The 13878-nt window shown below is 58.9% G+C and carries 12 protein-coding genes; 8 read left to right on the forward strand and 4 right to left on the reverse strand.

Translation table 11 applies throughout. The features are described from left to right. Positions 1–55: 55 nt before the first annotated feature. Positions 56–643, reverse strand: a complete 588-nt coding sequence (locus F8N80_RS02795; RefSeq protein WP_150743937.1) for a TIGR00730 family Rossman fold protein — start codon at positions 641–643, stop codon at positions 56–58. Between the two features lie 339 nt (positions 644–982). Between F8N80_RS02795 and azu the strand changes: the two genes are divergently transcribed. Beyond that, positions 983–1429 (forward strand): azurin, encoded by a 447-nt coding sequence (gene azu, locus F8N80_RS02800; RefSeq protein ID WP_150743938.1) that lies wholly within the window; start codon positions 983–985, stop codon positions 1427–1429. 212 nt (positions 1430–1641) lie between these two features. Here azu and nadE read toward each other — a convergent pair whose 3' ends face one another. From nadE to F8N80_RS02815, 3 genes are all read right to left on the reverse strand, one after another. After that, entirely contained in the window at positions 1642–2469 is an 828-nt protein-coding gene (gene nadE / locus F8N80_RS02805) for an ammonia-dependent NAD(+) synthetase (RefSeq protein WP_150783175.1), read from the reverse strand. Between the two features lie 4 nt (positions 2470–2473). After that, the gene (pncB, locus tag F8N80_RS02810) at positions 2474–3709 is read right to left on the reverse strand and encodes a nicotinate phosphoribosyltransferase (RefSeq protein ID WP_150743940.1); all 1236 of its coding nucleotides are present in this window, start codon (positions 3707–3709) and stop codon (positions 2474–2476) included. 230 nt (positions 3710–3939) lie between these two features. Beyond that, a complete protein-coding gene (locus tag F8N80_RS02815; protein WP_150743941.1) occupies positions 3940–4851 on the reverse strand; it encodes a LysR family transcriptional regulator in 912 nt (303 codons plus the stop codon). Between the two features lie 174 nt (positions 4852–5025). On the opposite strand from F8N80_RS02815, the gene amaB reads away from it, so the two are divergent. The 7 genes from amaB (at position 5026) to F8N80_RS02855 (ending at position 13463) form a co-directional block, all read left to right on the forward strand. Next, positions 5026–6516: an L-piperidine-6-carboxylate dehydrogenase gene (gene amaB / locus F8N80_RS02820; RefSeq protein WP_150783176.1), complete on the forward strand. Its 1491-nt coding sequence runs from the start codon at positions 5026–5028 to the stop codon at positions 6514–6516. Between the two features lie 124 nt (positions 6517–6640). Continuing rightward, positions 6641–7924 (forward strand): L-pipecolate oxidase, encoded by a 1284-nt coding sequence (amaA, locus tag F8N80_RS02825; protein ID WP_150783177.1) that lies wholly within the window; start codon positions 6641–6643, stop codon positions 7922–7924. A 364-nt stretch (positions 7925–8288) separates the two neighbouring features. Then, complete coding sequence (locus F8N80_RS02830) at positions 8289–9422, forward strand: branched-chain amino acid ABC transporter substrate-binding protein (protein ID WP_150743944.1); 1134 nt, start codon at positions 8289–8291, stop codon at positions 9420–9422. 237 nt (positions 9423–9659) lie between these two features. Beyond that, the gene (locus F8N80_RS02840; RefSeq protein WP_150743945.1) at positions 9660–10574 is read left to right on the forward strand and encodes an ABC transporter permease subunit; all 915 of its coding nucleotides are present in this window, start codon (positions 9660–9662) and stop codon (positions 10572–10574) included. A gap of 3 nt (positions 10575–10577) precedes the next feature. Further along, positions 10578–11885, forward strand: a complete 1308-nt coding sequence (gene livM, locus F8N80_RS02845) for a high-affinity branched-chain amino acid ABC transporter permease LivM (protein WP_150743946.1) — start codon at positions 10578–10580, stop codon at positions 11883–11885. Continuing rightward, positions 11878–12750, forward strand: coding sequence for an ABC transporter ATP-binding protein (locus tag F8N80_RS02850; protein WP_150744069.1), 873 nt, complete (start codon positions 11878–11880; stop codon positions 12748–12750). The genes livM and F8N80_RS02850 overlap by 8 nt, the downstream gene beginning before the upstream one ends. Continuing rightward, entirely contained in the window at positions 12747–13463 is a 717-nt protein-coding gene (locus F8N80_RS02855; RefSeq protein WP_150783178.1) for an ABC transporter ATP-binding protein, read from the forward strand. The genes F8N80_RS02850 and F8N80_RS02855 overlap by 4 nt, the downstream gene beginning before the upstream one ends. Positions 13464–13878: the final 415 nt, after the last annotated feature.

The raw sequence follows: 13878 nt of genomic DNA on the forward strand, positions 1-13878 counted from the left end.
GGGTCGAAGGTGAGGTTGAGCGGCGCGTATTCTGCCTTGTATCGATGCCGAGCCGTTAGCTGGGTTTTTGCTCTGTCCACTTTGGCACTATTGTCGGCTGCCAGGCATCCAGGGCATCGAGCAGGGTTTGCGGCGACTCGCTCACTTGCAGCATGTCACGGTGCGCCTCGCGAACGAAGCCTTCGCCGACGATATGATCAAGAAAACCGGTCAATTTGCTGTAGAAACCGTTCACTTCCAGCAGCCCCAGCGGTTTGCCGTGGTAACCGAGCTGACCCCAGGTCCAGACTTCGAACAGTTCCTCCAGCGTGCCCAGGCCACCGGGCAGTGCGATAAAGGCGTCGCTGAGCTCGGCCATCCGCGCCTTGCGCGCATGCATGCCATCGACCACTTCCAGGCGGGTCAGGCCGCTGTGGCCGATTTCCTTGTCCTTGAGGCTTTGGGGGATGATCCCGATCACTTCACCACCGGCCGCCAGCGCAGCATCGGCGACGATTCCCATCAGCCCGACGGCGCCACCGCCATAGACCAGGGTCAGCTTGCGCTCGGCCAATGCCCGCCCGAGGGCGACAGCCGCTTCACGATAAGCCGGATTGGTGCCGGTACTGGCACCGCAAAATACACAAACGGACGCTAAAGACATGCCTTACTCCATGGTCAGATGACCACAGATTAAAGGCAGGCAAGCGGCAGTCCAAGGTCTAAACTTCGCGCGTGGGTGATTCGCAGGTGCCGCTGGCGCCACAGGCATAAGCGGCGAGCAAACTGCACAACAGGCTATTGAGAGACATGACGGACGCTCCAGAGTGAGGACGACCTGATGATAGGGCCGGACCAGACGTCTGGCTGGTAGATTGTCTCGATAGGTGTCATAGCCCGAAAGTTGTATACAATTTTTGCTTCAGGTCATAGGAACTTACGAAGTTTTCAGGCAGTCTTCTGTCCATTCGCACCTTTGTTAACCCTGCCTTGGAGATTCACCATGTTTGCCAAACTTGTTGCGGTATCCCTGCTGACACTGGCCAGCAGCCAATTGATGGCTGCCGAGTGCAAGGTCACTGTCGACTCCACCGATCAGATGTCCTTCAACACCAAGGCCATTGAAATCGACAAGAGCTGCAAGACATTTACCGTTGAACTGACCCACTCTGGCAGCTTGCCGAAAAACGTCATGGGCCATAACTGGGTGCTGAGCAAAGAGGCAGACATGCAGCCGATCGCCACCGATGGCCTGGCTGCCGGCATCGACAAGGACTACCTGAAAGAAGGTGATGCACGCATCATCGCCCACACCAAGATCATTGGTGCCAAGGAAACCGACTCCGTGACCTTCGATGTGGCGAAGCTTGCTGCTGGGGAGAAGTACGGGTTCTTCTGCTCGTTCCCTGGCCATATCTCGATGATGAAAGGTACTGTTACCCTGAAGTAATCGAATCGAGTCATAAAAAAGCGTCCCTTGAAGGACGCTTTTTTTTGTGCCTGACGATAGGCCGAGTCATCGTTCTTCGCGGGCAAGCCACGCTCCCACAGGTTTTGTGTCGTGCCCATTACTGGCGTCCGACACAAAACCTGTGGGAGCGTGGCTTGCCCGCGAAGGCGTCGGTACAGACGCCAACTTATTTACGGCTTACGGCTTACGGCTTACGGCGCGAACGGCATCACTCGCTTGTGATGGGTCTTGTTGTACGTGTCGCAGATGATCTTGAACGCTTCCTCACGCACCAGCTCACCATGCAGGAATGCATCGATCTCGGCATAAGTCACGCCATGGGACGCTTCATCCGGCTTGCCAGGCGACAAGTCTTCAAGGTCGGCCGTCGGGATTTTTTCCACCAGCGACTCCGGCGCGCCGAAGCTGCGGGCGATGTCCCGAACCTGGTTTTTCACCAGCCCGCTCAGCGGTGCCAGGTCACAGGCGCCATCACCGAACTTGGTGAAGAATCCCATCACCGCTTCCGCCGCGTGGTCGGTGCCGATCACCAACCCATGCGCTGCGCCGGCAATAGTGTATTGGGCAACCATGCGCATCCGTGCCTTGGTATTGCCGAGCACGAAATCCACCGAAACCGCCTGCTTGCCTTCGAAAGCCGCGACTTCACTCGCCAGGGATTTGACCGCCGGGCCGATGTTCACCGTGTGGCGTTCGTCCGGAGCGATGAAATCCACCGAGGCCTGGGCGTCGTGCTCATCGAACTGGGTCTCGTACGGCAGGCGCACGGCGATGAACCTGTAGCTGTCGTCACCGGTGCGTGTGCGCAGCTCGCGCATGGCGCGTTGGGCCAGCAGGCCTGCGGTCAGGGAATCGACGCCGCCGCTAATGCCCAGCACCAGAGTCTTGAGCCCGGAATTGACCAGGCAATCCTGGATGAAGGTGATCCGCCGGGTGACTTCTGCCTCGAGGGCAGCCTGGTTGGCGAACGGCGGTTGAACCTTGAGCTGCTCAGCAATCTCACGCTGTACGGCTTGCATGAATTCACTCCTTGCTTGAAATGCCTGATGGACTGGAAAGGGTGGCAGGTACTTGGAAAACGTGTCGCAAATAGGCGACGAAATTCGGGTCGTTGCAGTGCGTCTTGCCCGGCTCGTCGGAGATCTTTGCCACCGGCTGGCCGTTGCAGGCGGTCATTTTAAGCACGATGCTCATCGGTTCGACACCCGCAATATCGCAGGTCAGGTTGGTGCCGATACCGAAGCTGACATTGATCCGGCCACGCAGCGTCCGGAAAATCTCAAGGGACTTGGGCAGCGTCAGGCTGTCGGAGAACACCAGCGTCTTGCTCATCGGGTCGATGCCAAGCTGGTGATAGCGGGCGATGGCTTTTTCCGCCCAGAGCACCGGATCACCGGAGTCGTGGCGCAAACCGTCGAAGAGCTTGGCGAAATACAGATCGAAATCATTGAGGAAGGCATCGGTGGTGATGCAGTCGGTCAGGGCGATCCCGAGCAAGCCGCGATATTCGCGGACCCAGCAATCGAGGGCGGCGATCTGGCTGTCGATCAGTCGCGGGCCGAGTTGCTGGTGCGCCATGATCCACTCGTGGGCCATGGTGCCCAGCGGTTTCATGTCCAGCTCACGTGCCAGGTGCACGTTACTGGTGCCGACGAAGCGCCCGGGAAAATCGTGCTTGAGCACGTTCACCACTTCTTCCTGCACGCGGAACGAGAAGCGACGACGAGTACCGAAATCGGCGACCTGCAATTCGGACAATTCATCGCTGCCGGCATTGGCGGTCAGCCAGTCGAACTTGCGATAGAGCTGTTCGCGCGCCTGTTCCAGGACGATTTCCCGGTAGCGATAGCGGTTGCGCACTTCGCTGACAATCGCCAGCAGCGGCACTTCGAACAGAATCACATGCAGCCATGGCCCGCGCAGGCGAATGAATAACTCGCCGTTTTCGATCCCGGTTTGAACGTAGCGCAGGTTGAAGCGGAACAAGCCGAGAAAGCGCAGGAAGTCTGGCTTCATGAAGCTGATGCGCTCCATGAAACTCAACTGATCGGCACTCAGGCTCAACTCGGCCAGACGTTCGATCTGGAAGCGGATCTCCGCCAGGTACGGGCGCAGATCTTCACTGTTACGGCAACGAAACTCCCATTCGACTTCCACGTTCGGGTAGTTGTGCAGCACCGCCTGCATCATCGTCAGTTTGTAGAAGTCGGTGTCGAGCAGGTTCTGCACGATGCGATCGGCAAACACACTCTCGCTCATAACGGGGGTCTCCAGACTGGCCGCGGCCCGTGGCAGCGACGTTGCAGCTGTTTCAATGAATGGGGCTAGTGGCGCATATCAGTGGCAGGTAATGCCAGTGATTTTTTAGACCTCGGCAGATCCCTGTGGGAGCGGGCTTGCTCGCGAATGCGTTCTGACAGTAGATATTGATGTCGGTTGACCCACCGCTTTCGCGAGCAAGCCCGCTCCCACAGGGATTGTGTGAAGCTTTAGATTTGCGGTACATCCGGGCTATCAATCTGCTCCAGCATCCACCTCACAAAATCTCGCACTTTCGGCACTTCCGCCGCATGCTCCGGATACGCCAGGTAGTAGGCGTCGGTGCTGGGCATCGCGTGCTGCCAGGGTATGACCAGTTTGCCGTCGGCCAATTCCTCTTCCACCAGAAACTTCGGCAACAGCGCCACGCCGCAGCCGACCTGGGCCGCACGGATGCACATGTAGAAGGTTTCGAACCGCGGGCCGTGGTAACTGTGCTCGGTGTGGTAGCCCTGGCTGTCGAACCAGTCATGCCAGGCCTGTGGCCGGGAGGCGTTTTGCAGCAGGACCAGATCGGTGAGTTGCGTAGGATCGGTGAACGGCGTGTCCGGCAGGCTACCCGGTGCGCAAACCGGCACCAGCTCTTCGCCGAACAGCTTCAGGCATTCGGTGCCGGGGCGTGAACCCTGGCCAAAATAGAACGCCAGATCGCTGCGACCTTGGAGCAGGTCGTCGGCTTCCTGTTCGCTGCACAGGTCCAGGTGGATCGAGGGGTGGCGCAGGCGCCAGCCTTTCAAGCGTGGCACCAGCCAACGGGCGCCGAAGGTCGGAGGCGTGGAGACACGCAAGACTTCGGTTTCACCGCCGTAGGAGCGCAGGTAATGGGTCGACATTTCGACCTGTGTGAGAATTTTTCGCACCTCTACCAGGTACAAATCTCCGGCCGGGGTCATTTGCAGGCGTCGACGTACCCTGCGGAACAATAGGTGCTGCAACAGTTCTTCGAGTTGCGCGACCTGTTTGCTGACCGCGCTCTGGGTCAGGTTCAGCTCTTCAGCGGCCCGGGTGAAACTCAAATGCCGGGTCACGGCCTCGAAACACTGCAGTGCGGTGATCGACGGCAGATAGCGTTTGTTCAGCATGGGCGGTCCTTTCTTCTTGTCTCTTTATTGCCAGCAATGCACAGCATGAATAAACGGAATGATATCTCTCTTAAAGGTCGTTTGTTGAGTAACCTCGGGGGCGCTAAAACTACAGGTCTGATCAGTCGTGATAGTCCGGCTGCCACTTTCTGTTTTTTGCTTGAGGAGTGACCCATGGTTGCCGCATTGCTTGATCGTCTTGGTGTGAACCCGGCCCTGTATCAGAACGGCAAAGTGCCGGTGCATTCGCCAATCGATGGTAGCCGGATCGCCGCCGTGAACTGGGAAGGCGCCGCCGAAGTCGAGCAGCACATCAGTCGCGCAGATCATGCGTTCGAACTGTGGCGCAAAGTCCCGGCTCCGCGCCGCGGCGAACTGGTGCGTCAGCTGGGCGATATCCTGCGTGAATACAAGGCCGACCTCGGCGAGCTGGTGTCTTGGGAAGCCGGCAAGATCACCCAGGAAGGCCTGGGTGAAGTTCAGGAAATGATCGACATTTGCGACTTTGCCGTGGGTCTGTCCCGTCAACTGTATGGCTTGACCATCGCCTCCGAGCGTCCTGGCCACCATATGCGCGAAACCTGGCACCCACTGGGCGTTGTCGGCGTCATCAGCGCGTTCAACTTCCCGGTCGCGGTCTGGGCCTGGAACACCACACTGGCGCTGGTCTGCGGTAACCCGGTGATCTGGAAACCGTCGGAAAAAACCCCACTGACCGCCCTGGCCTGCCAGGCGTTGTTCGACCGTGTACTGAAAAACTTCAGCGATGCGCCACCCCACCTTTGCCAAGTCGTCATCGGCGGCCGCGATGCCGGTGAAGCCCTGGTCGCTGACCCGCGTGTTGCGCTGGTCAGCGCCACGGGCAGCACCCGCATGGGTCGCGAAGTGGCACCGAAGATCGCCGCACGCTTCGCCCGCAGTATTCTCGAACTGGGCGGCAACAACGCGATGATCCTCGGCCCAAGCGCCGACCTGGACATGGCCGTGCGTGCGATTCTGTTCAGCGCCGTTGGCACCGCGGGCCAGCGGTGCACCACGCTGCGTCGGCTGATTGCCCATGAATCGGTGAAGGAAGAAATCGTCACCCGCCTCAAAGCCGCTTACGCCAAAGTGCGCATCGGCAACCCGCTGGAAGGCAACCTGATTGGTCCGCTGATCGATAAACACAGCTTCGAAAACATGCAGGACGCGCTTGAGCAGGCCTTGAGTGAAGGAGGCCGGGTGTTCGGTGGCAAACGCCAACTGGAAGATAAATTCCCTAATGCTTATTACGTCTCGCCGGCGATCGTTGAAATGCCGGAGCAGAGTGATGTGGTCTGCAGCGAAACCTTCGCGCCGATCCTGTACGTCATCGGTTACAACGATTTCGAAGAAGCCCTGCGCCTGAACAATGCCGTGCCACAGGGCCTGTCATCGTGCATCTTCACCACTGACGTGCGTGAAGCCGAACAGTTCATGTCGGCAGTGGGCAGCGACTGCGGCATCGCCAACGTCAATATCGGCCCGAGCGGGGCGGAAATCGGCGGCGCGTTCGGTGGCGAAAAAGAAACCGGCGGTGGTCGTGAATCGGGTTCCGATGCATGGCGCGGGTACATGCGCCGTCAGACCAATACCGTGAACTATTCGCTGGAGTTGCCGTTGGCTCAGGGGATTACATTCGACTGACGGTCCCCTTCGCGGGCAAGCCTCGCTCCTACAGGGGTTGTGTCATGGCACATAACTTGTAGGAGCGAGGCTTGCCCGCGAAGCTTTTGCTTTGTGTTGGTTAGGTTTCTGTTGGAGTCTGGCAATGCCGTTACGCGAAGAGTGTCTGTGGGAAAAACTGACGCCGCAAAGGCCGGACAATTCGGCGCTCAAGGGCGAGGTGACGGTAGATGTCTGCGTCATCGGCGCCGGTTTCACCGGTCTGTCGGCGGCGGTGCATTTGCTGGAACAAGGTAAAAGTGTCTGCGTGCTGGAAGCCCATCGTGCCGGTCATGGTGGTTCAGGGCGCAATGTCGGGCTGGTCAACGCCGGGATGTGGATTCCACCGGACGAGATCGAAGCCGGGTTCGGCGAAGCGGTCGGCAGTCAGCTCAACCGCATGCTCGGAGCGGCACCGTCCCTGGTGTTCAGCCTGGTCGACAAATACAACATCGATTGCCAACTGCGCCGCGAAGGCACGTTGCACATGGCGCACAACGCCCGTGGCGAAGCGGACCTGCGCAGTCGTGAACAACAATGGAAGCGTCGCGGAGCGCCGGTGGAGCTGTTGACCGGTCAAGATTGCGAACAAGCGACGGGCACCAAAAAGATCGCCGCCGCACTGCTCGATCGGCGTGCCGGCACCCTCAACCCGATGGCTTACACCTGCGGCCTGGCCAGCGCGGCCATCGGCCTTGGCGGCCAGTTGTTCGATCATTCCCCGGTGACCCGCCTCGAACGTCAGGGCCAGCGCTGGTCGGTACAGACTGCCCAGGGTTCGGTGCTTGCCGAGCAAGTGGTGATTGCCTCCAATGCTTACACCGAAGGCGACTGGACCGAGTTGCGGCGCAATTTCTTCCCCGGTTACTACTATCAGGTGGCTTCGGCCCCGCTGACTGACGACGCCGCGCAACACATTCTTCCCGGTGGCCAAGGCTCCTGGGATACCCGTCAGGTCCTCAGCAGTATTCGTCGAGACAAAGACGGCCGCCTGTTGCTTGGCAGTCTGGGTAATGGCAATCAGAAGCCGACCTGGTTCCTCAAGGCCTGGGCCGACCGGGTTCAGCAACACTATTTTCCCTACCTCAAGCCGGTGGAATGGGAGTGCACCTGGACCGGTTGCATCGCCTTCACCCCCGATCATTTGATGCGCCTGTTCGAACCGGCGCCCGGTCTAGTGGCAGTCACCGGTTATAACGGCCGGGGGGTGACCACGGGCACGGTGGTCGGTAAAGCTTTTGCCGACTATTTGTGTAACGGAAATCCTGACACTTTGCCGATCCCGTTCGCGCCCATGCAGCCATTGGCAGGGGCAGGATTGCGCAGCTGTTTATACGAAGCTGGTTTTTCGCTGTATCACGCAGGCCAGTGCCTGCGGATCGTTATTTGATTGTTGAAATATGTTGCTGAAAGCGGCGCTTTTACGCGCAGCGACTAGCCTGTAGTGGTGCGGGTTGTAGCAGTCCCCGCACCAGCAGTGTGCACTTCGGTGACGCACGTTGTTACAGGCTGGTTGCACGTCGTTTGGCGCCGCGGTTGCAATGATGGCGCGTGCGGGTTGCGCCTTTAAAAATAAATGGTTTCACCTTCCGCGGTTTAGACGGTTGCACACCCAATGAAAATGGGCTCGAAACAGTCGATAGAACAATAAGGTAGCGACTTTTCCCAGAATAAAAAACCGATGGCACGGCCCTTGCTCTGAGCATTTAGAGAAGTCGCAGTGCCAACTAAAAAAAACCATGGAGCACCACCTCATGTCCCAGACGTTTTACAAGAAAGGCTTTCTGGCCCTCGCAGTGGCAGCTGCGTTGGGTGTTTCTGCGTTTGCACAGGCTGACGTAAAAATTGGTGTGGCGGGTCCAATGACTGGTGCCAACGCGGCATTTGGCGAGCAGTACATGAAGGGTGCACAAGCGGCGGCCGATGCGGTAAACGCGGCGGGCGGCGTCAATGGGGAAAAAATCGTCCTGGTCAAGGGCGATGACGCCTGCGAACCGAAACAGGCTGTGACAGTCGCCAAGGACCTGACCAACCAGAAAGTCGTTGGCGTGGTCGGTCACTTCTGCTCTTCGTCGACCATCCCGGCTTCCGAGATCTACGACGAAGCGGGCATCATTGCGATCACTCCCGGTTCCACCAACCCGGCGGTTACCGAGCGCGGCCTGAGTGCCATGTTCCGTATGTGCGGGCGTGACGACCAGCAAGGTATCGTGGCCGGCGACTACATCGTCGACGTGCTCAAGGGCAAGAAAGTCGTGGTCCTGCATGACAAGGATACCTACGGCCAAGGCCTGGCGGACGCGACCAAGGCCCAGCTGGAAAAACGCGGCGTGAAGCCGGTGTTGTATGAAGGCCTGACCCGCGGCGAGAAAGATTTCAGCACCATCGTCACCAAAATCCGCGGCGCTGGCGCCGACGTCGTCTACTTCGGTGGCCTGCACCCGGAAGCCGGTCCCCTGGTGCGTCAACTGCGTGAGCAAGGTCTCAAAGACGTCAAGTTCATGTCCGACGACGGCATCGTGACCGACGAACTGGTGACCACCGCTGGCGGGCCGCAATTCGTCGACGGCGTGCTGATGACCTTCGGCGCCGACCCGCGCATGCTGCCAGAAAGCAAGACCGTAGTGGATGAGTTCCGCAAGAAGGGCACCGAGCCTGAAGGCTACACCCTGTACGCCTATGCTTCGGTCCAGACCCTGGCCGCTGCCTTCAATGGCGCCAAGTCCAACAAGGGCGAAGAAGCTGCCGCGTGGCTGAAGAAAAACCCGGTCAAAACCGTGATGGGCGAGAAGACCTGGGACGCCAAGGGCGACCTGAAAGTCTCCGACTACGTGGTTTACCAGTGGGACAAGGATGGCAAATACCACCAGCTGGAAAAACAGAAGTAAGGGCTGACTCGATCGGCTGATCCCTCGATTCCCTGTGGGAGCGGGCTTGCCCGCGATGACGGCCTGACAGACGACAAATTTGTTGAATGTTCAACCGCTATCGCTGGCAAGCCAGCTCCCACAGGTACGGTGGTGTCTGGGCTGATCGCATCTGACATTGCTCCGACGTATATCTGTATTTTCCTTAGAAGAACCGCACAGTCACATGTGCAGGTTCTCATTGCGTGAGATTGCGTTATGGATGGTATTTTCCTGCAGCAACTGGTCAACGGCCTGACCCTCGGGTCGGTCTATGGCCTGATCGCCATCGGCTACACAATGGTCTATGGCATCATTGGCATGATCAACTTCGCCCACGGCGAGGTTTACATGATTTCCGCTTACCTCGCGGCAATCAGTCTGGCTCTGCTGGCATACTTCGGTATTGAATCCTTCCCCCTGCTGATGCTTGGCACACTGATCTTCACCATCATCGTCACGGCGGTGTATGGCTGGGTCATCGAGCGTGTCGCCTATAAACCGCTGCGCAACTCCACCCGACTGGCACCGCTGATCAGCGCCATCGGTATTTCCCTGATCCTGCAAAACTATGCACAGATCGCCCAGGGCGCCCGTCAACAGGGCGTGCCGACACTGCTGACCGGTGCATGGCGAGTTGAAGTCGGGACCGGCTTCGTCCAGCTCACCTACACCAAGATCTTCATTCTGGTCGCAGCGTTTGTCGGGATGGCCCTGCTGACCTACATCATCAAGTACACCAAGCTCGGGCGCATGTGCCGCGCCACCCAGCAAGACCGCAAGATGGCCTCGATCCTGGGGATCAACACCGATCGCGTGATTTCCTACGTGTTCATCATCGGTGCCGCGATGGCGGCCCTGGCCGGCGTGCTAATCACCATGAACTACGGCACGTTCGACTTCTATGCGGGCTTCATCATTGGCATCAAGGCATTCACCGCCGCGGTGCTCGGTGGGATCGGCTCGCTGCCTGGGGCAATGCTCGGCGGGATCATTCTCGGGATCTCCGAGTCGCTGTTCTCCGGATTGGTCAACTCGGACTACAAAGACGTCTTCAGCTTCTCGCTGCTCGTTCTCGTTCTGGTCTTTCGGCCCCAAGGCCTGCTCGGCCGTCCTCTTGTGTCGAAGGTGTAAGCGATGTCTTCAACCACTAAAAAAACCATTGATCTCAAAAGAAGCCTGGTTGACGCGATTCTTGCCGGCCTTGTGGCCCTGATTGTGTTCGGCCCGATTGTCGGCGTGGTCCTCGACGGCTACGGCTTCAACCTCGAAACGACCCGGGTAGCATGGATTGTCGCCATCGTCATGGCGGGCCGCTTTGCCCTGAGCCTGTTCCTGCAAACCCCCAAGGGCCTGAGAATTCTCGAAGGCTTTGAAAGCACCGGTTCCGGGGTGCATGTACTGCCGCCTGACTACAAAAGCCGGTTGCGCTGGATCATTCCGGTGTTGATCGTCGTCGCCGTGGTGTTCCCGTTTTTCTCCAACTCCTACCTGCTGGGCGTGGTCATCCTCGGGCTGATCTACGTGCTGCTGGGCCTGGGGCTGAACATCGTGGTCGGCCTGGCCGGCCTGCTCGACCTGGGTTATGTGGCGTTCTACGCCATCGGTGCCTATGGGCTGGCGCTCGGTTATCAATACCTGGGGCTGGGTTTCTGGACGGTGCTGCCGCTGGCGGCAATCACTGCCGGGTTGGCCGGTTGCATCCTGGGTTTCCCGGTGCTGCGCCTGCACGGTGACTACCTGGCGATCGTGACCCTGGGCTTTGGTGAAATCATCCGGTTGATCCTCAATAACTGGCTGTCCCTGACCGGTGGCCCGAACGGTATGGCAGCACCGTTGCCGACCTTCTTCGGCCTCGAGTTCGGTAAACGAGCCAAGGAGGGGGGCGTTCCGTTCCATGAATTTTTCGGCATCGCCTATAACCCGGACGTGAAGTACTACTTCATTTATGCGGTGTTGTTCCTGGTGGTACTGGCCGTGCTGTACGTCAAGCATCGCTTGACCCGTATGCCGGTCGGCCGCGCCTGGGAAGCCTTGCGCGAAGACGAAATCGCTTGCCGCTCCATGGGCCTGAACCACGTACTGGTCAAGCTTTCGGCGTTCACCATCGGCGCATCGACGGCCGGCCTGGCCGGAGTGTTCTTCGCCACCTATCAAGGCTTCGTCAACCCGACCTCATTCACCTTCTTCGAATCGGCACTGATCCTCGCCATCGTGGTACTCGGCGGCATGGGCTCGACCATCGGTGTGGTCATCGCCGCATTCGTGCTGACCGTGGCTCCTGAACTGCTGCGCGGCTTCGCCGAATACCGCGTACTGCTGTTCGGCATCCTGATGGTGTTGATGATGATCTGGCGACCGCGCGGCCTGATTCGGATCAGTCGTACCGGTGTGACCCCGCGTAAAGGTGCCATAGCGTATGAAAGAGGGCAGCGCCATGAGTGAAGTCGTGCTCCAAGTCGAGAAACTGATGATGCACTTCGGCGGCATCAAGGCGTTGAGCGATGTCAGCCTGAAGGTGCACCGCAACTCGATCTTCGCCCTGATCGGCCCCAACGGTGCCGGCAAGACCACCGTATTCAACTGCCTGACCGGCTTCTACAAGGCCTCCGGCGGCAAGATCGAACTCAATATTCGTGGCGAGCGAACCAACGTGATCCAGCTGCTGGGCGAATCGTTCAAGCCCATCGATTTCGTTTCACCGAAGAGCTTCATCGGCCGGCTCCACTACAAGATGTTCGGTGGTACCCACCTGGTGAACCGTGCAGGCCTGGCGCGCACCTTCCAGAACATTCGCCTGTTCAAGGAAATGTCGGTGCTCGAAAACCTGCTGGTCGCCCAGCACATGTGGGTCAACCGCAACCTGCTGGCCGGTATCCTCAACACCAAGGGTTACCGCAAGGCCGAAAGCGATGCACTGGACCACGCGTTCTACTGGCTGGAAGTAGTGGACCTGGTGGACTGCGCCAACCGTCTGGCCGGTGAGCTGTCTTACGGGCAACAACGCCGCCTGGAAATCGCGCGGGCCATGTGTACCCGGCCGCAGATCATCTGCCTCGACGAACCGGCCGCCGGCCTCAACCCTCAGGAAACCGAAGCGCTGAGCGCGATGATCCGGCTGCTGCGCGACGAGCACGATCTGACCGTGGTGCTGATCGAACACGATATGGGCATGGTCATGAGCATTTCCGATCACATCGTGGTGCTGGACCACGGCATCGTCATCGCCGAAGGCGGGCCTGAGGCCATTCGCAATGATCCAAAAGTGATTGCCGCCTACCTGGGCGCCGACGAAGAGGAGGTGGTATGACTCAACCCATCCTCGAGCTCAAGGAACTGGACGTGTTTTACGGGCCGATCCAGGCTCTGAAGAAAGTCTCGCTGCACATCGACGAAGGTGAAACCGTCAGCCTGATCGGCTCCAACGGCGCCGGCAAATCGACCCTGCTGATGTCGATTTTCGGTCAACCGCGGGCGGCAGGCGGGGCGATCGTCTATCAAGGGGTGGACATCACCCACAAGTCGTCCCATTACATCGCCTCCCACGGTATTGCCCAATCGCCGGAAGGTCGGCGGGTATTCCCCGACATGACAGTCGAGGAAAACCTGCTGATGGGCACCATCCCGATCGGCGACAAGTACGCCACCGAGGACATGCAGCGCATGTTCGAGCTGTTCCCCCGGCTCAAGGAGCGGCGCACCCAGCGGGCCATGACCATGTCCGGTGGCGAGCAGCAAATGCTTGCCATCGCCCGGGCGCTGATGAGCCGGCCGAAATTGCTGTTGCTCGATGAACCGAGCCTGGGGCTGGCGCCGATCGTGGTAAAGCAGATCTTCGCCACCCTGCGGGAGCTGGCGAAGACCGGCATGACCATCTTCCTGGTCGAGCAGAACGCCAACCATGCCCTCAGATTGTCGGATCGGGCCTATGTGATGGTCAACGGCGAGATCCGCATCACGGGCACCGGCAAGGAGCTGCTGGTCAACGAGGAGGTGCGTAACGCTTATCTCGGCGGGCACTGAGTTCTCTACTGTAACAAACAAGCCCCGACGAGTAATCGCCGGGGCTTTTTTACATCCCTGATACACCCCTGACCCCTGTGGGAGCGAGCTTGCTCGCGATAGTGTCATCACAGTCAAAGTTGAGCTCGATGACCCACCGCCATCGCGAGCAAGCTCGCTCCCACAGGTGTCTGCGGTGAGCTTTTTTGAAATTGTGGAAAACAATATTCACGACCTCTCAAAGCGCGACATAAAGCCGCTGCAAATAGTTGTTTCGTCACAGTTTTGACTTGTCCCCGTTTGCTGTGGAGCTGGCTGTGAATAACGTGGGAGTAGCTGGCTGAAAGCCTTTGAACACATGGCCTGTAGCGTAGTGGTTGTTTTTTGATCAGGCGTTTTTTCCGGGCCGGGGGCCGGCGTTGTCAACCTTTTTGTT

The sequence above is a fragment of the Pseudomonas fluorescens genome (assembly GCF_902497995.1).
GTDB classification, from domain to species: Bacteria; Pseudomonadota; Gammaproteobacteria; order Pseudomonadales; family Pseudomonadaceae; genus Aquipseudomonas; species Aquipseudomonas fluorescens_BK.